General features: G+C 32.6%; 17 protein-coding genes and 2 rRNA genes. 1 reads left to right on the top strand and 18 read right to left on the bottom strand.

Features of this window, described 5'->3' with window-relative positions; genetic code table 11:
* The first annotated feature begins 28 nt into the window (after positions 1 to 28).
* The gene (locus BN2409_RS04005) at positions 29 to 472 is read left to right on the top strand and encodes a MarR family winged helix-turn-helix transcriptional regulator (RefSeq protein ID WP_053955383.1); all 444 of its coding nucleotides are present in this window, start codon (positions 29 to 31) and stop codon (positions 470 to 472) included.
* Between the two features lie 87 nt (positions 473 to 559).
* Here the strand turns inward: BN2409_RS04005 and BN2409_RS04000 are convergent, their stop codons facing one another.
* The 18 genes from BN2409_RS04000 to rrf all read right to left on the bottom strand — a co-directional run bounded on the left by BN2409_RS04000 (position 560) and on the right by rrf (position 21,006).
* Positions 560 to 2,638: a methyl-accepting chemotaxis protein gene (locus tag BN2409_RS04000; RefSeq protein WP_053955382.1), complete on the bottom strand. Its 2,079-nt coding sequence runs from the start codon at positions 2,636 to 2,638 to the stop codon at positions 560 to 562.
* Between the two features lie 117 nt (positions 2,639 to 2,755).
* Positions 2,756 to 3,496: an elongation factor P 5-aminopentanone reductase gene (ymfI, locus tag BN2409_RS03995; RefSeq protein WP_053955381.1), complete on the bottom strand. Its 741-nt coding sequence runs from the start codon at positions 3,494 to 3,496 to the stop codon at positions 2,756 to 2,758.
* Positions 3,497 to 3,921: 425 nt separating this feature from the next.
* A complete protein-coding gene (ltrA, locus tag BN2409_RS03990; protein WP_053955014.1) occupies positions 3,922 to 5,205 on the bottom strand; it encodes a group II intron reverse transcriptase/maturase in 1,284 nt (427 codons plus the stop codon).
* Positions 5,206 to 5,741: 536 nt separating this feature from the next.
* Positions 5,742 to 7,160 carry an aminotransferase class I/II-fold pyridoxal phosphate-dependent enzyme gene (locus BN2409_RS03985; RefSeq protein WP_053955380.1) on the bottom strand — a complete coding sequence of 473 codons (1,419 nt, stop codon included), beginning with the start codon at positions 7,158 to 7,160 and terminating at the stop codon, positions 5,742 to 5,744.
* 42 nt (positions 7,161 to 7,202) lie between these two features.
* Positions 7,203 to 7,871 carry a GntR family transcriptional regulator gene (locus BN2409_RS03980; protein ID WP_053955379.1) on the bottom strand — a complete coding sequence of 223 codons (669 nt, stop codon included), beginning with the start codon at positions 7,869 to 7,871 and terminating at the stop codon, positions 7,203 to 7,205.
* 301 nt (positions 7,872 to 8,172) lie between these two features.
* Positions 8,173 to 8,508 (bottom strand): CGGC domain-containing protein, encoded by a 336-nt coding sequence (locus BN2409_RS03975; RefSeq protein WP_110942939.1) that lies wholly within the window; start codon positions 8,506 to 8,508, stop codon positions 8,173 to 8,175.
* Positions 8,509 to 8,585: 77 nt separating this feature from the next.
* Positions 8,586 to 9,707, bottom strand: coding sequence for a DHHW family protein (locus tag BN2409_RS03970; RefSeq protein ID WP_053955377.1), 1,122 nt, complete (start codon positions 9,705 to 9,707; stop codon positions 8,586 to 8,588).
* A 13-nt stretch (positions 9,708 to 9,720) separates the two neighbouring features.
* Positions 9,721 to 11,127 carry an MBOAT family O-acyltransferase gene (locus tag BN2409_RS03965; RefSeq protein WP_053955376.1) on the bottom strand — a complete coding sequence of 469 codons (1,407 nt, stop codon included), beginning with the start codon at positions 11,125 to 11,127 and terminating at the stop codon, positions 9,721 to 9,723.
* 25 nt (positions 11,128 to 11,152) lie between these two features.
* Complete coding sequence (locus BN2409_RS03960) at positions 11,153 to 11,626, bottom strand: DUF4358 domain-containing protein (protein ID WP_053955375.1); 474 nt, start codon at positions 11,624 to 11,626, stop codon at positions 11,153 to 11,155.
* Positions 11,613 to 12,485, bottom strand: a complete 873-nt coding sequence (locus tag BN2409_RS03955; RefSeq protein ID WP_053955374.1) for a GDSL-type esterase/lipase family protein — start codon at positions 12,483 to 12,485, stop codon at positions 11,613 to 11,615. Before BN2409_RS03955 ends, BN2409_RS03960 begins: the two co-directional genes overlap by 14 nt.
* Positions 12,486 to 12,660: 175 nt before the next feature.
* Positions 12,661 to 13,011: a DUF1667 domain-containing protein gene (locus BN2409_RS03950; protein WP_053955373.1), complete on the bottom strand. Its 351-nt coding sequence runs from the start codon at positions 13,009 to 13,011 to the stop codon at positions 12,661 to 12,663.
* Positions 13,012 to 14,271 carry an NAD(P)/FAD-dependent oxidoreductase gene (locus BN2409_RS03945; RefSeq protein ID WP_053955372.1) on the bottom strand — a complete coding sequence of 420 codons (1,260 nt, stop codon included), beginning with the start codon at positions 14,269 to 14,271 and terminating at the stop codon, positions 13,012 to 13,014.
* A 19-nt stretch (positions 14,272 to 14,290) separates the two neighbouring features.
* Positions 14,291 to 15,721: an NAD(P)/FAD-dependent oxidoreductase gene (locus BN2409_RS03940; protein WP_053955371.1), complete on the bottom strand. Its 1,431-nt coding sequence runs from the start codon at positions 15,719 to 15,721 to the stop codon at positions 14,291 to 14,293.
* Between the two features lie 138 nt (positions 15,722 to 15,859).
* Positions 15,860 to 17,356, bottom strand: a complete 1,497-nt coding sequence (gene glpK / locus BN2409_RS03935) for a glycerol kinase GlpK (protein ID WP_053955370.1) — start codon at positions 17,354 to 17,356, stop codon at positions 15,860 to 15,862.
* 21 nt (positions 17,357 to 17,377) lie between these two features.
* Entirely contained in the window at positions 17,378 to 18,088 is a 711-nt protein-coding gene (locus tag BN2409_RS03930) for an MIP/aquaporin family protein (protein ID WP_053955369.1), read from the bottom strand.
* Between the two features lie 212 nt (positions 18,089 to 18,300).
* A complete protein-coding gene (locus tag BN2409_RS03925; protein ID WP_053956196.1) occupies positions 18,301 to 18,867 on the bottom strand; it encodes a glycerol-3-phosphate responsive antiterminator in 567 nt (188 codons plus the stop codon).
* Positions 18,868 to 19,104: 237 nt separating this feature from the next.
* A 16S ribosomal RNA gene (locus BN2409_RS03920) occupies positions 19,105 to 20,632 on the bottom strand.
* A gap of 257 nt (positions 20,633 to 20,889) precedes the next feature.
* Positions 20,890 to 21,006: ribosomal RNA gene (gene rrf, locus BN2409_RS03915) — 5S ribosomal RNA — on the bottom strand.
* Between the last annotated feature and the right edge of the window lie 71 nt (positions 21,007 to 21,077).

The following is a 21,077-nucleotide window of genomic DNA, read 5'->3' as shown; positions in this document are numbered from 1 at the left end:
CTTATAGAATTTATATAAGGAGGATAATATGGATACAATTCAACTCAATAAACTATCTGAAGATCTATATGATTTATTTTTATATTTACACAGTAAAATTATTGATCCAAATGAAATGATGAAAAACTTTCCACTGCCACCATCTCATGTAAAAGTCATTATCTACCTTAGGCATAATGGCACTTCTTCTATTTCTCAGATTGCTAAAAATCTTACTATATCCAAACCCAATATGACACCTATCATAGATAGACTTATTGATAAAAATATAGTGAAAAGATGTTATGATCCTAATGATAGAAGAATCATAAATATTGAATTAACAGATGAAGGTCATCAATTTATAAAAAATGAAGAAAAAAAAATAAAAAATAGTTTACAAAAAAAAATATCCTCTCTACAAAAGGAGGATTTAGAAACTTTAAGTAAAGATATTATTAGTATTACCAATATTATTTTAAAGATAAAATAATTTTCTTATATTATAAAAAAGCACCTTTAGAATCATAACTTTCTAAAAGTGCTTTCATTTTTTGTATCTCTCATCTAATGAAATCCTTTAAAATTTAAATTGACTCATATTTTCATTTAATTCATTGACCATACGCTTCATTTCTTCTGCTAAATGACTAATTTCTTGAATGGAAGCTGCCTGCTCCTCAGTAGATGCAGATACCTCTTGAGATGCTGCTGCTGTTTCCTCTGATACCGCTGATACATTCTCAATAACTGCCATAACTTTTTCTTTAGAAGAAGAGATTTCCTCCATATTTTGTCCCATGTCATGAATTCTATTTATAATATTAGATATAGTATTTGCAATATGATGAAATGTCTTTTGAGTATGATCAATAGCTTCATTTTGGCCCTTCATAACCTTTTCTGAGCCTTGAATGGTTATTTGAGCCATCTTTACATCCTTTTGAATATCTGTAATAATCTCTTTTACATGATTGCTAGACTGTCCTGTACTCTCTGCAAGCTTTCTTACTTCCTCTGCTACTACAGCAAAGCCTTTACCTGCTTCTCCTGCACGAGCCGCTTCAATAGCTGCATTGAGTGCTAAAAGATTTGTCTGCTGTGAAATATCCATAATGGTTTCTAATATATTTCCTATTTCTTCTGTTTTTGTACTTAAAGCATTTACTACTTTTGTCACTTCTTTTCCTGCTTCATTACTTTCGATAGTTTTTTTCTCAAGATTTTGAATTACTTCTAATCCTTTAGAATTGACTGTATACATTTGATCTGCATACTCTTTACTTTCTTTGATTTTTTCTATGGCCTTTTCTATTTCTTCTGAAAGCTTAGCTACTTCTATGACTCCTGTTTCTGCATCTCTTGCTTGATCATTTGCACCATTTGCTACCTCTGATATGGTTCTTGCTACTTCTTCTATAGCAGACGATGACTCTTCTGTTGTTGTGGATAAAAGATGAGATGATTTTGTAACTTCATTAGAAACATTTTGAACTTTATAAAGAAGCTCTTTCATCCCTTCTAACATTTTATTAAAGCTTTCTCCTAATTTCCCTATTTCATTCTTAGATTTCACCGAACATCTTACCCCTAATTCTCCATTAGACGCTTGACTCATAAGCTTCATCATATCTACAATGGGTTTTGTAATCTTTTGTGCTACCATATAAGCAACACCTATGGCTAAAATAAGTAAAATAAAAATCATAAATAAATTTTTCTTTTGAACCTCTGTTACAAAATTTACAGCTACAGATTTTTTTTGTACTGTAATAACTCCCCACGGCTTTGAATTTCCTGGTACAGAAATACTTGTATAAGCACTCACTACCTCGTCACCATTATGGTCCTTATATTCTATAACACTTGATTTTCCCTTTAACACGTCTTGGGCCATTTTTTGAACTTCCTTAGGTACTTCAATGGGCTTGATTTCTTGTTTTGGATTTCCTTCTTCATCTAATAAAACTTCTCCATTTGAGTCTTTCATTAAAACAGTTTTGGTAATATTTTTATAATTGTATTGTTCTTGCACTTGTTTTTCATCTGTATGAGCAATGACGACTCCTTCACTATCAATAATATAAGCACTTTGACTTTGTTGATGATTAAATTTCTCTACAAGTTTTTGCAGAGCATCTAATTTTACGTCTGATGCCATAATTCCCTTCAAATTTTTTTGTTCGTCATAAATAGGAAGAAATATAGAAGTGACAGGAATATTTCCATTGATAGAATAATAGGATTGACTTACAAAAGGTTTTTGTTCTTTCATAAACTTTTGAAACCACCATCTATTAGACCGATCTCCAAGAGTTCCTTGATCCTTTGCTGTTTGCATTCCATCTATTCCTTGGATGTACAAAAGATCAAAATAAGGATTCCTTTTAGCTACGTCTATTAACACAGTCTTTTGATCATTAGGATCAAATTTTCGAATCTGGAGATTATTTGCCAACTCTTCTGTAGTAGAATAAGCTTTTTCAATAAATAAATTCACTTGTGAAGCAATAGAATGAGCAAGAAATTGATTATTCTTTTCCATCTCTTTTTTGTAATTGGTAGAGATAAAATAATAATTAATGATACTAGAAATCACAAAGGGTATGACAACAATTAACAATATAATAGCGATAAATTGATGTTTTAACTTTTGCATAAAATCATCTCCATCATTTTTCTTTACTATTTCGACAACATTCTCTATTTTCCTTCTTTTTAGTCAATTGGTATTCCATTTTTTATACAAAAATCAAGTAATTTATTTTCTAAAAATTTAAATGACAAATCCTCCATTTGGACTAATAATTTGACCTGTTATAAAATTTGAATGATTAGATGCTAAAAAATACGCACAGCTAGCAATATCAGAAGGGTTTCCTAATTTCATTAAAGGAGTCTCTTCTATAAGAGCTTTTAACTCATTTTCATCATAAGGACTAAGCATATCTGTTTGAATAATTCCTGGAGCAATACAATTGATTTGTATATTAGATGGCCCTAATTCCTTGGCTAGAGCTTTTGTAAGACCTATTATTCCAGCTTTTGCTACTGAATAATGAACTTCACAAGAACCTCCAATCATGCCCCAAATAGAGGAAATGTTAATTATTTTCCCCTTCTTTCTTGGAATCATATATTGTAAAACCTTTTGTGTACAATAAAAAACACCTTTTAAATTGACATTCATCATTGTATCCCAGTCTTCGTCCGTTAGATCTGTAAATAACTTTTCCTGACTAATTCCTGCATTATTAATGAGGATATCAATTGTGCCAAATTCTTGAACACAAAATTCTATCATATTATTTACTTCATTTCTTTTGGATACATCTGCCTTGAAAATTTTTACAGAACATCCTTGATTTTTTAATAAATCATATAATTCTGTAGCTTCTTTTTCTGACTTGTTAAAATTCATAAGTACATTGTATCCTTTTTGAGCAAACATTTGAGTCATTGCTTTTCCTATACCTCTAGAAGCACCAGTAATGACTACAGTCTTCATATGGTGCATAATATACCCTCCTCTATTTTGATAAAAATCTATTTATATTTACAAATTATACTATATTCCTTATTTATATTCATCTCAATAGAAAAATTGTTTTAGCAAAAATATATTTATTTTTCAGACTGCTGACAAAGTATATTTTAGCAAAATCATAAAAATAAGGAACAATTATTGAGAATTTGTGAAAATATAGAATAAGGAAGAAAATGCTTAGCATTACACTGTTTGAGCATAGCGAGTTTGTAATGCTATTTTCGACCGTTTCTATATATTTTCCAACTTTGAAAATTTAGTGACATTTTTTATGACTTGTAGAGTAAAATGGTGGATTTGATTTAATCTCTTCCACCATCTCCTCATCAAACCGTACGTGAGGTTTTCCCTCATACGGCTTTCCGATGTTCTTCTTCCATCTGCATTACGAGTTTTTAAGCAACATATTTTAGGCCCATATCATTAAATCGACTTACTATTTCATAAAATTCTTTTCTCTTTCGTGCCTGTCTTTTGTTGTTAAACCAAATGACTAGCCGCTTTCTTATATATTTATCAATCTTCACCAGTTTATTGAATGGTGACAATCCATAATAGTTTCGCCATCCTATAATCTTTCGATTTAATGTCTTAACCATTTCTTTACTAGAGACATATAGGGTTTTCCTATCTAGAGTCTTCTTAACTTTGTCATATATTTTCTTTATTGATTGATTACTAATCCACTGGATAAGTGTATAGTAGATTCTACCATCTATAGTCTTTGTCTTAACCTTACGATTATGAAACCCTAGAAAATCAAAACCTTCTTTTCCTTCCCATAAAGATATAATTTTCGTCTTGCTTTTATTTAGATTCAATTCTAATCTTTGCATTATAAGGCTTATAGCTTTATGTGTATGTTTTACATCTTTATAGTTCTTGCAAACAACTACAAAGTCATCACAAAATCTAATTAGTTTACCTAAATGCTTGTAATGTTTCTCCCATACCGTATCTAGGTAATCTAAGTAAATATTTGCTAGTAATGGAGATATCACACCTCCTTGAGGACTTCCCAGTTCACTTTGAACAACTATCCCATCCTTCATTACTCCTGCTTCTAGCCATTTTCGTATAAGCTTAATTACTCTCCTATCACTTATTCGTCTTTCAACTAGCAGTAATAATTTCATATGATTTATATTATCAAAGTATCCTGATATATCTGCATCTAACACCCACATTCCTTTGTTATTACAAGCTCGCCTTATTTTATCAAGTGCTTGATGCTGATTTTTCTTAGGTCTAAATCCATAAGAACATTCCTTGAAATTAGCTTCAAAAACAGGTTCTATCACTATCTTTGTTGCTGTTTGTATTATTCTATCTTTTACTGTGGGAATTCCTAGAGGTCTTACCTTTCCATTATCCTTCGGAATTTCTTTTCTTAATACTGGTGGTGGATTATATGTTCCTTTTGATATTTGAATTTGTATTTCCTCTAATATCTTTTCTACCCCAATATCTTCAATGTCTGCTATAGTTTGTTCATCTACTCCTGCACTTCCTTTATTAGTTTTGACTTGTTTCCATGCCTTCTCAAGTACATCTTTTCTATATATCTTATCGTATAAAGCATGAAACCTTCTGCTTTTATTACTCTTGGCTGATTGGTATAGTTTCCTTTGAAGTTGTCGAACTTTATCTATGGTGTCGTTAGTCTTTTGGACATTCACTCACTCTTACCTCCTCAGAAAACGTGAACAAAGTAGGGAACCTTTCCTAAGAATGGTTTTGTTGTCCATTCCATATTTGGTACTATGTTCCCCTCCGACTCCCTCCCTACTAGAATGTAATTTCACCTATCGGCTTATATGCATCTGCTTTACAGCTATCGCTGTGTAAAGTAGGGTCTCCCCAGTTCCATAATTTACTTTCGATACATACCGCTCCCCATACACCAGAGGATTCTTCTGTGCTGTAATCCAAGTTCTTCACACATTCCATGGACTTCATCTTAAGACAAGAGACTCGTCTTCCTCTTTTCTCCCTAACGGGTTGAGATAACAGTGCTGCAGGATTCACTTTATGTTACGGTCTGCATCTTTGCTAGCACTACTAGAGCACATTTTCAAGACGCTTCAGTATTACCATCTCTGATAGCACTGGTCTTATAGCTACTAGGCTTCTTGGCAATTACCTAGACTGAACTTTCATCAGCAAGTAAATTACAGCTTCGCTGGGCACGCTGTCTACAAGCTCAAAAATATATTTATTTTTCTATAATGATTTTTAGACTTTGTAAGGAAGAATCCTCCATTCCTATCATATTGATTTTATTTTTTTTCATATACATGATTTGATTGATAATTTCTTCTGTAATCTCTTCTCCTGGGCAAACCATAGGAACTCCTGGAGGATATGGAATAATATATTCACCACTGACTTTTCCTATGCTCTCCTCCATAGGAATGATTTTTTTAGGTAAAAATACTGCTTCTCTAGGAGAAATACGAACAATAGGAGATACATAAGAACATGAAATTTTTTCTTCTTCATGAATTTCTTTAGATTGACCTTTAATCTCTTTTATAGCATAAAGTAGTTTTTTAAAATCTTCTTTTGTATTTCCAATAGTGCATACTCCTACAATATAATGAGAATCACTCATTTCCATTTGAATTTTATATTCTTTTCTTAAAATATTTTCAAGTTCTACTCCGCTAATTCCTAATTTTTTCATACTGATCACAAGTCTTGTTTGATCTTTATTCCATGGACTTACTGTATCTATAATTTTTACTCCATCTATTTTTTGTAATTCATCAGAAAACCAATCTATATTTTTTAAAAGCTCTCCCATAAGAATTGTTCCTTTTCTTTGTGCAATGGCTCTTGCCATATCTAATGAACTCATCAACAAATACGAAGGACTACTACTTTGATGAATGGTTAACATAAACCTTAGTCTTTCTATATCTACTCTTTTAGATTTTACATGCAGCATAGAAGCTTGAGTAAATCCAAATAAAGTTTTATGGGTACTTTGAATAACTATATCTGCTCCTGCCTGTAACGCACTACAAGGAAGATCTTCATTAAGTATAAAATGAGAACCATGAGCTTCATCTACAATAAGAATTTTGTTATATTCATGAACTACTTGTACTATTTTGTTTATATCTGGACAAATACCATAATAATTGGGATAAGTAAGAACAACAGCCTTTATATCTGGATGATTGATAATGGCTTTTCTTACTTCTTCATGGGTAACCCCCATTGGTAATCTATTTTTTTCGTCTACCTTAGGCTCTATGTAAATAGGATCAATTCCTCCAAGAATCAACCCATTCATAACAGATTTATGGCAATCTCTAGGAACTATCACTTGATCCTTAGGATTTGCAACGGCCATTAAAGCAGATATATTTCCACAAGATGTACCATTTACAAGAAAAAAAGTATGATCCGCCCCAAAAAATTGAGCTGCATGATCTTGAGCGTCTTTTATAATTCCTGCAGGCTCATGAAGATTATCTGTCCCTTCTATTTCTGTCACATCTATAGATAATAAATTTCCTATATTATATTTCTCATAAGCTTTTCCATTCTTATGTCCTGGTACATGAAAAGATATAATATTTTCATCTCTCATAGATTTTAGTTTGTTTATGATACAAGTATCCATCTCTTCCTCCTTAAAAATAAAAGACTACTCATTCGTAGTCTTTTATTGATCCGTATTATTCTCTACATTCTTTTTTGAATTTGCAATATGATTGGCTAAAGCTTTTTGTGCACCTTCTTTGTCTTTATTTAAAAATGCATCTAAAATTGCTTTATGTTCTTGCAATGAAATTTTCATTCTTCCCTCTACTTGTAATGATCTTCTTCTTGTCTGTTTCATATAATATTGAAAATCTTTTAATACTTGCTCTAAATATCTGCTCTTTGTAGCCTTATAAATAATTTCATGAAATATTGTATTGATTTCTGAAAATTTTTCAATATCATTTTTAAAAGTATAAAACTCCATTAGTTCATAGCTTTCTGTTAATTGTCTAACTTCATCATTCGTAATTCTTTCTACTGCCCATCTTGCAGCAATTCCTTCAATAGCTGTTCGAATGGTAAATATGTCCTCAATATCTTGTTTGGATATACCTAATACCATCACTCCACGATTAGGTTTGTTTTCAACAATCCCATCTAATTCAAGTTGTTTTAGAGCTTCTCTCACTGGGGTACGACTTACACCTAACTCTTCTGCTAATTTTGCTTCTCCTAGCTTTTCGCCTTCTGTATATTTTCCATTGAGTATATCTTCTCTTAATATATTGAAAATTTTTGACGTTAGGGATAGACCTGTATGATCATCATTTAAAATATCTCTGGCCATAATCTCCTCCATTTTTACATATTTTACCTATTCCGTTTTTTATAAACTTGCAGGAAACCTTTTTCCCTGCAAGTTTATTGTAATACAAATATACGATAATGTCAATGTATACAAGTATTTCCAAGTATTTTGAAGGTTTTACAGTTTATTCTTTCATTTATTCTTTAATCTTATTATGCAGTATTCTGAATTGTTTATCACAAGCTCTATAAATCCATATTTTTATAATTTTCTATTTTTTTATTTACTTTAAAAGAGAATTATATAAATTTTTTCTTGCAAAATGCTAAAAAAAACTCTATTACCTAGAGTTTTTTTTAGCATGGCTATATCCTTCTATTTCATATTTTTCTGATAAATTTTTTATCACTTCATCATACCATGGACATTTAGACCTTACACAAGTAGAAAGATGAATCACCTCTACTCCCTTTTGAACCATTCTTTCAGCTCTTTCTAAAAACTGATTGACTACTTGATCACTGCATCCATTGCAATGAACAAAGCTAATGATTCTCGCCCCTTCTCCTTTATATCTTTCAAAAGATCCTGTCTCATTATATAAAGCTTTAAAACATCCTGAAGAAGAACATTTTTGGGATACATTATAGCAATTGATAATTCCTATATTTTTCATAAAAATCCCCCTATATATTATCTGATTTTTTATTATTATATAAGATTTTTTGAAAAATTTCCGTGATTTTTATCTCCTTACTCTATAGAATCTTGAAAAAATGTATTTTCATTATATAAAATTAAAACATCTTCAATATGATTTTTATCTATCAATTCTTGTAAATCTTTTTGATAATATCTAAGATCTACTACATATATATCACTATAATGCAATGCTAAAAAAGGAATCAAGCTATTTGCATAAGAATCTTTAATCATTAATAATTTTTTTGTATTTTCTTGCTCAGAAGAAATTTTTATAAGGGGATGATTTCCATCAAAAAAAACTTTGTATTTATCTTTTTTTTCCAGATTATCTAATTTATAAAAAGAATGATCCACTTTATTTTCCTCTATATACTCTACTTTATACTGATTTTCTTTTTTGGGAATATACAACTCAATATCATCTGGCTTTATATGTCTAAATCCACTCTTTGAATAAAGAGATCCATAAAATTTATCTGTAACCTTTTGAATTTTAAAATCCTCTTTTTTATAAGGAGTAAATCCCATATCCTTAGCAATTTTTTCATAAGCATAATAAGCGCCCTTTGTCGTCCAGTGATGGTCTGTTTTATAAAAAATATATTCATTTTTTCTATTGTATAGTGTAGGGTATATATCTAAAAATCTTATGTTTTGAATCATATTCTTTTTTAACTTTTCGATATAAAATAATTGATCATCTGTAGGTGCATAAGATGGAAGCTTATCTTTTAATATACTTACTGCATTGGGAACCAATAAAAAATATTTATTTGTATTGGGAGTAGAATCTGAAAATGATTGTAACTCCTTTAGTTTTTTATTAAAATTCTCTTCACTAGGCTTTTGAAAAGCTTCCATCAAATAACTCTCTTTTCCCAAATAAACATTATTATTTTCTTTTTTCCCAAATATTCTTTCTGTATCTGATCGAATTCCTATCCAAAAATCTCTTACAATAAATTGATCTGTAAAATATTTTTCATATTGTGAAATCCATTTACCATCTATTATTTTCTTAAAAGAAAAATAAGGCTTTTGTTGGAGCATTCTATTTTCTGATTCTGAAAAAGTTAAATCTGGACTGATCAAGTTAAATATTACACTCATTCCTATATAAGCTAAAAAAAGAATAGAAATCATCTTTTGATAAAGATTATTTTGATTCATATAAGCACCTCTTTTAAAATCTAAAATACAAAAATGGATTATAGCTTTCATTTACTAAATAGGCTGTACAAATTAACAAAAGAATCATAGTTGTAAAAGATAAAAGTATATCTTTTCCTACACTATATTTTTGTCTCCACTTATGAATCATATTTTTAGGAACAGGAGTAGAACAAATAAATAAAATCACAAATAATAAAATATTTGTATACAAATCATAAATTCCCTTTGAATCAATCCATAAAGATGAATTCCATCCAAACATAGTTTCGATAAAATCTACAGCTGAAATCATACTTTCAAATTCAAAAAATACCCATCCAATCATAACAACTATCATCGTATAAATATGACGAATCCAAGCAGAACGATTTTCTAACCACTTAAGTAAAAATAACTTTTCTATGGTCACAAATATACCAAAGTATATTCCCCAAAGAATAAAATTCCAATTTGCACCATGCCATAATCCTGTCAAAAACCATACAATCAATAAATTTCTATACTGCTTGATTGAGCTAAGTCTATTTCCTCCAAGAGGAATATACACATATTCTCTAAACCATGTTCCTAATGAAATATGCCATCTTCTCCAAAATTCCGTTACACTTTTAGAGATATATGGATAATTAAAATTCTTTGTGAAATGAAAACCAAATATTTTTCCTAAGCCTATAGCCATATCTGAGTATCCACTAAAATCAAAATAAATTTGAAATGTAAATGCAATAATACCTGTCCATGCAGAGACAATAGATATTTCATGGCTAGGCAGTCCTTTTATGCTGTCCCAAAGAAGTCCTATGTTATTGGCAAGAAGTACTTTTTTAGATAATCCTATAATAAAAAGCTGTACTCCTTCTCCAAATAATTTTATATTTTCTTTTCTATAAGATAATTCTTTTGAAATATCTTTATATTTTACAATAGGCCCTGCTACCAATTGGGGAAACATGGCTACATATGTTCCAAAAGAAATAATATTTTTCTGTGCACAAACTTCTCCTCTATATACATCTATAACATAAGACATAGTCTGAAATGTATAAAAAGATATTCCTACAGGCAACGGAAGATCTATATTTGTCATACTCATATGAAAAATTCCATTGATATTTGTTATGATAAAACCATAGTATTTAAAAAAACATAATATTCCTAAATTAACAACCATAGATAAAAATAATATACTTTTGGCAACTCTTTTTTTATTTTTATATTTTTCTATCAGCAAACCATTTACATAATCAAAAACAGTAGAAAAAATCATAATGAGTATATAAATGGGTTCTCCCCAAGCATAAAATGCCAAACTTCCTAGAAGTAAAACAAGGTTTCTAAGAAACCTTGGTGATAAATAATATATAAAAATCATAAAAGGTAAAAACAAAAAAATAAATATTAAACTGCTAAATACCAAACCTCATTCCTCCAATTCATTTCCTCTAAAAACATCCATCCACGATTTCTTCTATTTTTTGTGTATCTTTGGATATGATAAAAATAATATATTCTCCATTATTCTTTAAAACATGATTTTCTATTAAAAAATATTCTTCTGGAAGATAATCTTGAAAAGCTTTAGATTGTTTGTCTATTCTATTTTGAAATGCTTCTTGAACTTTTTCTATATCATTAGAATCTTTTACTTTTACTATAGCAATTTCATCTGCTTTTATATTTGTAGAAGCTGTATATAATACAAAGGAATCTACCTTTTCTTTCTCTATGTCATATAATTTTTCAAGTTGTTCCATGTCACCCTTTACCATAGAAGATAAATCCACTTCTTGATTGATCTTTTGATTTATATCTTCAATAGATACATCCTTTGACTTTTCTTTTCCACATCCTGCTAAAGTTCCTAGGATTAATATAATAAGTATCATTGTCCATGCTCTATTTTTAAATATTTTCATTTTGATACTCCTCCTTTGTATAATCTATTAAAAAATTAAGCCATAAAGGATAAAATTTGTATTGAAAATGAATTCCATCTCCTTCATGTAAATCTTCATTCATACTTTCTATTACTGTTGCTATATGAATATAAGTTACATTATTCTTTTCACACATATTCATAAGAACACCATTCATACTTTCTATTTTTTTATTGGTAATATAAGGATTCTTTTGTTCAGCTTTAACGGATACAGGTAATATAGATTGAACATAAATATTTGTATTTGGTAATTGATCTTTTAGTTTACAAATCAATCTTTCATAATGCTTTACAAATTCCTCCTGTGTTTGATAAGCTTTTAGGTCATTTACTCCAAATAGTATAAAAATATTCTCTGGATTTATTTTTGCAACTTCATCTACTCTCTTCTCTGCTTTCGAAAGAGTATCTCCTAAATTTGCAATTACTTTTTTATCCTCTAATAAATGATAAAAGGATAAAGCATTTGTAATAGAATCTCCTATGAATACATCTTTATAAAAAATTTCTTTATAATTATATTTTTTATTTTCTTGTTTTTCATCTTCTATTATAGTCTCTTTGTTTACATTTTCTTTCTCCTCCTTTTTTGCTTCTACTAAATCGTTAATCGCCGAGTCATTTTGTTCATGAATCTTCTCATCTTCTTTCTTTACTGTTTTAGGCATATTATTTTGCTGTTCAGAAATCAAAGCATTTTCTTTTGGAACACTATCTGCAATACATTTCTCTATCCACAAGGTCATCATACATATGAATCCAATCAAAATCATACATACAACAAGTTTTATTTTTTTATATCTATTGTACTTTTTCTTACTTCTTAGTCTCCCCATTTGATACCTCCAACGAACTATATAAAATTCAATACCCATTATAATATATTTTGTCGAGAAAATGGTTAAGAAAAAGTATCAATTTAGGCCCTTAGGGACATTTAATAATATTTTTATCTTTGACAATAAAATAAGTACATCCTCTTTTATAAAGATGTACTTATATCTTTTTTATTTACATATCTCTTGCTGCTACTAAATCTACTCCTGTTCCTAAAATATCTTTTATGATTACATCTCCTACATGAATAGGTGCTGTAACTTCTATAGAATCCATAAGCTTCATACACTCAAATATTTTATCCTTTGGAATAGGTTCTTTGGTTTTTACAGGTAGTCTATTTAAAATTCCATTTTTTATTTTTACAGTAGTCGTTACTACTCTTGTAGGAGCTGTAAGCTCTTTTACAGCATATTCTTGTCCTCTTTTGCATTTATTTCCCTGTACTGTATATTCTTCTCCTTGTTTGTCCACTTCTAGATGACATCCCATAGGACAAACAATACAGATCATTTCTTTTTTCATTTAAACATCCTCCCTTTGTAAGGAAACTGTCAATATTCCATCTTGATTTAAATCGCTTTTAAAAAGGGTAATAGATTCCATCTCTCCAGGAGCCAAATGCTTTTTCTTAATTCTTTTTATTTCTTCATCTCCTATGGATACTACCATGTCCATATTTTTATAAACCCCACTTACTCTCATAAATAAATCTAATTTTTCTTCTATATTTTCTACTCTTATTTTATGTGGAACAATATATCGAATCCCTTCTCCTGCATTGGTTTCTATGATTTGTCCTTCTTTTTTTAATTGATTTTTAACATATTTTGCAGCATTCTTTCCTGCTCTTTTGCTTTCTCCTGTAACAAAATCTACTAAATCATGAACATGTACTACATTTCCACAAGCAAATATTCCTTCTATATTTGTTTCCATAGCTTCATTGACAATAGGTCCTGATGTAATAGGATCTATTGTTATTCCTGCATTTTTAGATAATTCATTTTCTGGAATTAATCCTACAGATAAAAGAAGTGTATCACACTCAAAATGCTTTTCTGTACCAGGAATAGGTCTTCTATTTTCATCTACCTTTGCAATAACGACTTCTTCTACTCGATCCTTTCCTTTGATGTCTACTACTGTATGACTAAGAAGTAGTGGAATATTATAATCATCCAAACATTGCACAATATTACGTGTAAGCCCTCCAGAATAAGGCATAAGCTCTGCTACAGCTAAAACTTCAGCTCCTTCTAGGGTAAGTCTTCTTGCCATAATAAGTCCTATGTCTCCAGATCCTAATATGACTACTTTTTTTCCGACCATATATCCTTCCATGTTCACAAACCTTTGAGCAGTTCCTGCTGTAAATACTCCTGCTGGACGAGTTCCTGCAATATTTACAGCCCCTCTTGTTCTTTCTCTACATCCCATAGCAAGAACAATCGCTTTTCCCTGAATGACCATTAATCCATCCTTTTCATTAATGGCATGAATGATTTTTTCTTCATTGATATCTAAAACCATTGTGTCTAATTTATATTCTATATTCATATCTTTTAGTTTGTGAATAAACCTTTGAGCATACTCAGGACCTGTCAATTCTTCTTTGAAAATATGGAGTCCAAAACCATTATGAATACATTGCTGAAGTATTCCCCCTAGTTCTCTATCTCTTTCGATCACTAAAATACTATGGACTCCATTTTCTTTTGCTTCTATAGCCGCTGCAAGTCCTGCAGGTCCTCCTCCGATCACTACAACATCATACTTTAACATGTCATCACTCCTTGTCCTTCTAGTTTTTAGTAGGTCCTGTTAGAATATAAGATTTTTTGCTATCCTTCATTACATCTGTTATTTGAATATTTAACTCTCTTGCTAAAATCTCCATAACCCTTGGTCCACAAAATCCTCCTTGGCATCTTCCCATACCAGGTCTTGCTCTTCTTTTGATTCCGTCAACTGTTGTTGCTCCTGCATTTCTATGAATTACATCTACAATTTCACCTTCTGTAATATTTTCACATCTACAGATTATTTTTCCGTATCTAGGATCTTTTTTAATAATTTCTTCTTTTTCTTCATCACTTAGTTCCATAAAACGAATAAATGGTTTTCTTATAGGATTAAAATCTTTATTTTCTTTTAATGTGGTACTACCTTTTAAAATTTCTACTACATAATTTGCAATAGCAGGAGAAGCTGAAAGGCCTGGAGATTCAATTCCTGCCACATTAATGAATCCTTTTGAATCTTTTGATTCTTCTATAATAAAATCTCCTGTACTTGGTACTGCTCTAAGTCCAGAAAAGCTTGTAATGGTTTCATGAAAAGGTATATTTTTAGAAGTCTTTCTTGCTGTTTCTCTTACAAATGAAATTCTTTCATTTGTTGTAGATTTATTTTCTCTATCATCTAAGTCCTCTGCATCTGGTCCTACTAATAGATTTCCATGAACAGTAGGAGCTACTACAACTCCCTTTCCTAACTTGTTTGGTGCTTGGAAAATAGTATGATTGATAAAATCTCCTGCACTTTTATCTAATATATTGTATTGACCTCTTCTTGGATGAATCTCAAATGTTTTAGGTCCTACCATTTCATTAATTTGATCTGCATGTACTCCTGTACAATTGATTACATACTTTGTTTTTAAAATTTCCTCTCCTATAAAAATCTCGTATCCATCATCTATTTTATTTATATCTGTCACTTCGCTATTTAGCTTAAGTTCTACTCCATTGTCCATTGCATTTTCAGCTAATGCTACAGCTAGTTCCCAAGGACTTACAATTCCTGCTGTAGGTGCATATAAAGCACCCTTAATATCTTGATTGATATTAGGCTCCATATTTAAAACTTCTTCTTTAGAAAGAAGCTTTAAATGAGGGATTTTATTTTGTATTCCTCTTTCATAAAGTTCTTTTATACTTTCTATGTCTTCTTCATCAAAAGCAATGACCAAAGAACCTATTCTTTTAAAAGGAACATCCAGCTCTTTACAAACCTGATCAAATAATGGATTTCCCATAGCATTTAATTTTGCTTTTAGTGTATTTGGTTTTGCATCATAACCTGCATGAACCAATGCACTATTTGCCTTTGTCGTTTCATTTGCAACATCCATATCTCTCTCAATGAGTACTATTTTTAAATCATATCTAGATAATTCTCTTGCAACAAATGTACCTGTAATACCTGCTCCAATCACGGCTACATCATACATATGACTTCCTCCTTTTTATATGAAAAATGCCACACAAAGATACCCTTTACTTCTAAAGGTATTTTGTGTGGCTCTCTTATTCTCAGCCTTATATTCTCTTTAGGTGTATTATAACACTTTCTTTATGCTTTGTAAAATCTATTCTTCTTCCCATTGTAAAGCTCTTTGTACAGCTTTTTTCCATCCTTTATATTTTGTTTCCTTTGTTTCTTCATCCATATTTGGTGTAAACATTCTATCTTCATTCCATCTCTTTGAAATCTCATCTTTATCTTTCCAGAATCCTACTGCCAATCCTGCTAAATATGCCGCTCCTAGAGCAGTTGTTTCAATAACCTTTGGTCTATTTACAGGTACTCCTAAAAGATCTGATTGAAATTGCATTAAGAAGTTGTTTGCAACAGCTCCTCCATCAACCTTTAAAGCTTTAAGATCAATTCCTGAATCCTCTTGCATAGCCTCTAATACATCTCTTGTTTGATATGCTATAGATTCAAGGGTTGCACGAATAATATGATTTCTATTTGCTCCTCTTGTAAGTCCTACAATCGTACCTCTTGCATACATATCCCAATAAGGTGCCCCTAGTCCTACAAAAGCAGGAACTACATAAACTCCATTAGAGTCTTTTACTTTTGTAGCAAAATATTCACTATCTGCTGCATCATTAATCAGCCTTAGTTCATCTCTAAGCCATTGAATAGATGCTCCTCCTACAAATATACTTCCTTCTAGAGCATATTCTACTTTTCCATCTACTCCCCAAGCAATGGTAGTTAAAAGTCCATTGTTAGAGAATATTTTATCCTCTCCTGTATTCATGAGCATAAAACATCCTGTTCCATAGGTATTCTTCGCCATACCAGCACCAAAACACGCTTGCCCAAATAAAGCTGCTTGTTGATCTCCTGCTGCCCCTGATATAGGAATTTGAGCTCCTCCAAATGTTCTTTCATCCGTATATCCATAAACCTCACTAGAAGGCTTTACTTCAGGAAGCATACTCATAGGAATATCTAATTCCTTTAATATTTTTTCATCCCATTTTAGTTCCTTTATATTATAAAGCATTGTTCTTGATGCATTCGAATAATCTGTTACATGTACTTTTCCACGTGTCAAATTCCAAATAATCCATGTATCCATCGTTCCAAATAAAAGCTCTCCATTTTTTGCTTTTTCATGAGCTCCCTCTACATGATCTAGAATCCATTTTATCTTTGTACCTGAAAAATAAGCATCAATCACAAGACCAGTATTTTCTCTAATATACTCTTCTAATCCTCTTTTTTTAAGCTCATCACAAATCCCTGCTGTTTGACGAGACTGCCAAACAATAGCATTATAAATAGGTTTTCCGGTATTTTTATCCCATACTACAGTAGTTTCTCTTTGATTGGTAATTCCAATAGCCGCAATCTCATCTGGTCTTATCCCTGTAGTTTCCAATACTTCTCTTGCTACTCCACTTTGTGTTCCCCATATTTCCATTGGATCATGTTCAACCCATCCAGCTTTTGGATAAATTTGAGTAAATTCCTTTTGAGCAACTTTTACAATCTCTCCATCGTGATTAAATAAAATCGCTCTAGAACTTGTAGTTCCTTGATCTAATGCCATTACATATGTTTTCATATTCTTTCCCCCTCTATATTTTTAAGCACCAAAGAATGTAGCATAGAAAACTGCTCCAAGTATTCCTCCGATTACTGGCCCTACTACTGGAATCCAAGAATATCCCCAATCAGAATCTCTTTTTCCTGCTATTGGAAGTATAAAATGAGCAATTCTAGGTCCTAAATCCCTTGCAGGATTAATAGCATATCCAGTAGGACCTCCTAAAGAAAGACCTATAGCCATAATTAAAGCTCCTACAATTAATGTATTGACTCCATCTGCAAAAACATTCGCGCCTATTGCTAAAATCCCTAATACCAATATAAATGTTCCTATAATTTCACTAATTAAATTAGGCACTGTATCTCTAATAGCTGGAGCTGTACAAAATACACCAAGCTTTCCATCTGCATCCTCTGTTTCTTTCCAATGAGGAAGATAATGAAGCCAAACAACAACGCCTCCTAAAATTCCACCTATCATTTGGGCTACAATATAAGATGGCACCATACTCCATGGAAATTTTCCTATAGTTGCAAGACCTATAGTTAATGCTGGATTTAAATGAGCTCCACTAAATCTTCCAACTGCGTAAGCTGCCATAGCTACTGCTAAACCCCAACCTACTGTGATAACAATCCATCCACTGTTTTGTGCCTTTGATTTGTTAAGCACTACTCCTCCAACTACTCCATCACCCAGAATAATTAATAACATAGTTCCTATAAGTTCACCTAAAAATGCTGACATGATACCCCTCCCATAATCATATTATTTTTTACTAACATTAAAACGTTTTCTTATCCCTCCTTTTTTTATAAATAATAAAAGCCATGTAAATCAAACCTATTCTCATAGGTTGAATTACACGGCTCTCCTTTTACTCTGCCATTTTATATACTGTACTATAACAATATAAAAAAATTATAACACGAATACAATATTTTGTAAATACTTGTCATTTACATATACCATATTTCTTGTTTGCTTGTAGATATGCCAACTGCACCTGCTTTTAAACTCTCAATCACATCTTCTTTATCACTAATGAGGCCTCCTCCAATTACTGGAATATTTGTATCTTCATATACTTTCTTAATAATCTTAGGCATAATTCCTGGCATAATCTCTACCGCATCTGGTCGAGTATTTTTAATAGAACCAATTCCTGTATCAAGAGACAAAGAATCTAACATAAAAAGTCTTTGAATCGTAAATATATTCATATTTTTAGCTTTTTTAACTAAGCTGCTTTTTGTTGTAATAATTCCATCTGGTTTTAGATTTTCATTGATATATTTGAGAGCCATAGAATCTTTTGAAAATCCTTCCATTAAATCAATATGTACATAGATATCCATATTATTTTCTTTTACTTTGTGAATAATTTCTTTTAAATTAAAAATATTTCCACAGAGTAAAAATATAATTTCACAAGGAGATTCTATAGCTAAATCTAACTTTTCCATGCTATTTACAGCTGCAATAATAGGATTGATTCCTATTTTATCATAAAATGGATTGCTCAATTTTTTTTCCTCCTTAGCTATAATATATTCTCTTCCCTTTTTAAATATTCCTTTTAAACTTAGATGGCTCTTGTTTTGTCTTTTTATTTTTTTCATTATATCATTCAATAGATAGGGTGTAAATGACTACGGTATTTTCACAATAAAAAACCACAATGACTATACTCATTGTGGTTTTAAACTAGCGANAGTTAACCTCTCAAAACTAGACAGCTCAAGAAATGATTTGCTCCTTAGAAAGGAGGTGATCCAGCCGCACCTTCCGATACGGCTACCTTGTTACGACTTCACCCTAGTTATTGATTTCACCTTCGGCAGCTTCTTCCTTGCGGTTAGATCGCTGACTTCGGGTGCCCCCAACTCCCATGGTGTGACGGGCGGTGTGTACAAGACCCGGGAACGCATTCACCGCGACATTCTGATCCGCGATTACTAGCAACTCCAGCTTCATGTGGGCGAGTTGCAGCCCACAATCCGAACTGAGACTGGCTTTTAAGATTGGCTCCAGATTACTCTTTCGCTACCCGTTGTACCAGCCATTGTAGCACGTGTGTAGCCCAGAACATAAGGGGCATGATGATTTGACGTCATCCCCACCTTCCTCCGAGTTATCCTCGGCGGTCTCTTTAGAGTGCCCACCCAAAGTGCTGGCAACTAAAGACAAGGGTTGCGCTCGTTGCGGGACTTAACCCAACATCTCACGACACGAGCTGACGACAACCATGCACCACCTGTCTCTCTGTCCCCGAAGGGATTTCCCCGATTAAGGGTAATGCAGAGGATGTCAAGTCCTGGTAAGGTTCTTCGCGTTGCTTCGAATTAAACCACATGCTCCGCTGCTTGTGCGGGTCCCCGTCAATTCCTTTGAGTTTCAGTCTTGCGACCGTACTCCCCAGGCGGAGTGCTTATTGCGTTAACTGCGGCACCGAGGGGGGTAACCCCCGACACCTAGCACTCATCGTTTACGGCGTGGACTACCAGGGTATCTAATCCTGTTCGCTACCCACGCTTTCGTGCCTCAGCGTCAGTTACAGTCCAGAGAGCCGCCTTCGCCACTGGTGTTCCTCCTAATATCTACGCATTTCACCGCTACACTAGGAATTCCGCTCTCCTCTCCTGCACTCAAGTCAGTAAGTTTCCAAGGCTTACTACGGTTAAGCCGTAGCCTTTCACCCCAGACTTTACTGACCGCCTACGCACCCTTTACGCCCAGTGATTCCGGATAACGCTCGCCCCCTACGTATTACCGCGGCTGCTGGCACGTAGTTAGCCGGGGCTTCCTCCTAAGGTACCGTCATTATTCTTCCCTTAGGACAGAGTTTTACGACCCGAAGGCCTTCATCACTCACGCGGCGTTGCTGCATCAGGCTTGCGCCCATTGTGCAATATTCCCCACTGCTGCCTCCCGTAGGAGTTTGGACCGTGTCTCAGTTCCAATGTGGCCGATCACCCTCTCAGGTCGGCTACTGATCGTTGCCTTGGTAAGCCGTTACCTTACCAACTAGCTAATCAGACGCGGGCCCATCCTATACCGATAAATCTTTGACTCCTATATGATGCCATACTAGAGTTTTATGAGGTATTAATCCCGGTTTCCCGAGGCTATCCCTCCGTATAGGGCAGGTTGCCCACGCGTTACTCACCCGTCCGCCGCTAACTCCTTTTTATTCCACCCGAAGGCTTCCTAAAAATTTGTTCGCTCGACTTGCATGTGTTAGGCACGCCGCCAGCGTTCATCCTGAGCCAGGATCAAACTCTCAATTAAAATCTTCGAGGTTTGTGCTTCTTGCTCAAAATAACATTTTGGCATTTTGCATGTTTTTGCTTGTCATTTCTTGTGCTGTTTAGTTTTCAAAGGTCAATCTCTTTTTAAGTAGCCGTCGTTTTGACGACTTAATCATCTTATCATTTTTCTTGTTCCCTGTCAAGAACTTTTTTTATTATCATTCAATAGATAAAATGTAAATGAATATGTTATTTTCGCAATAAAAAACCACAATAACTATAATCACTGTGGCTTTAAACTAGCGACGACCTACTCTCCCAGGGCGCTACCGCCCAAGTACCATCAGCGCTGAGGAGCTTAACTTCTGTGTTCGATATGGGAACAGGTGTAGCCTCCTCGCTATTGTCACTAGATGTGATACATAAATGTACCTTCAAAATTAAACAATGCAAAATCTGGTCAAGTCCTCGACCGATTAGTACCT

Source organism: Inediibacterium massiliense (assembly GCF_001282725.1).
GTDB lineage: Bacteria > Bacillota > Clostridia > Peptostreptococcales > Thermotaleaceae > Anaerophilus > Anaerophilus massiliensis.
This window is presented reverse-complemented; position numbering and strand designations above follow the sequence as displayed.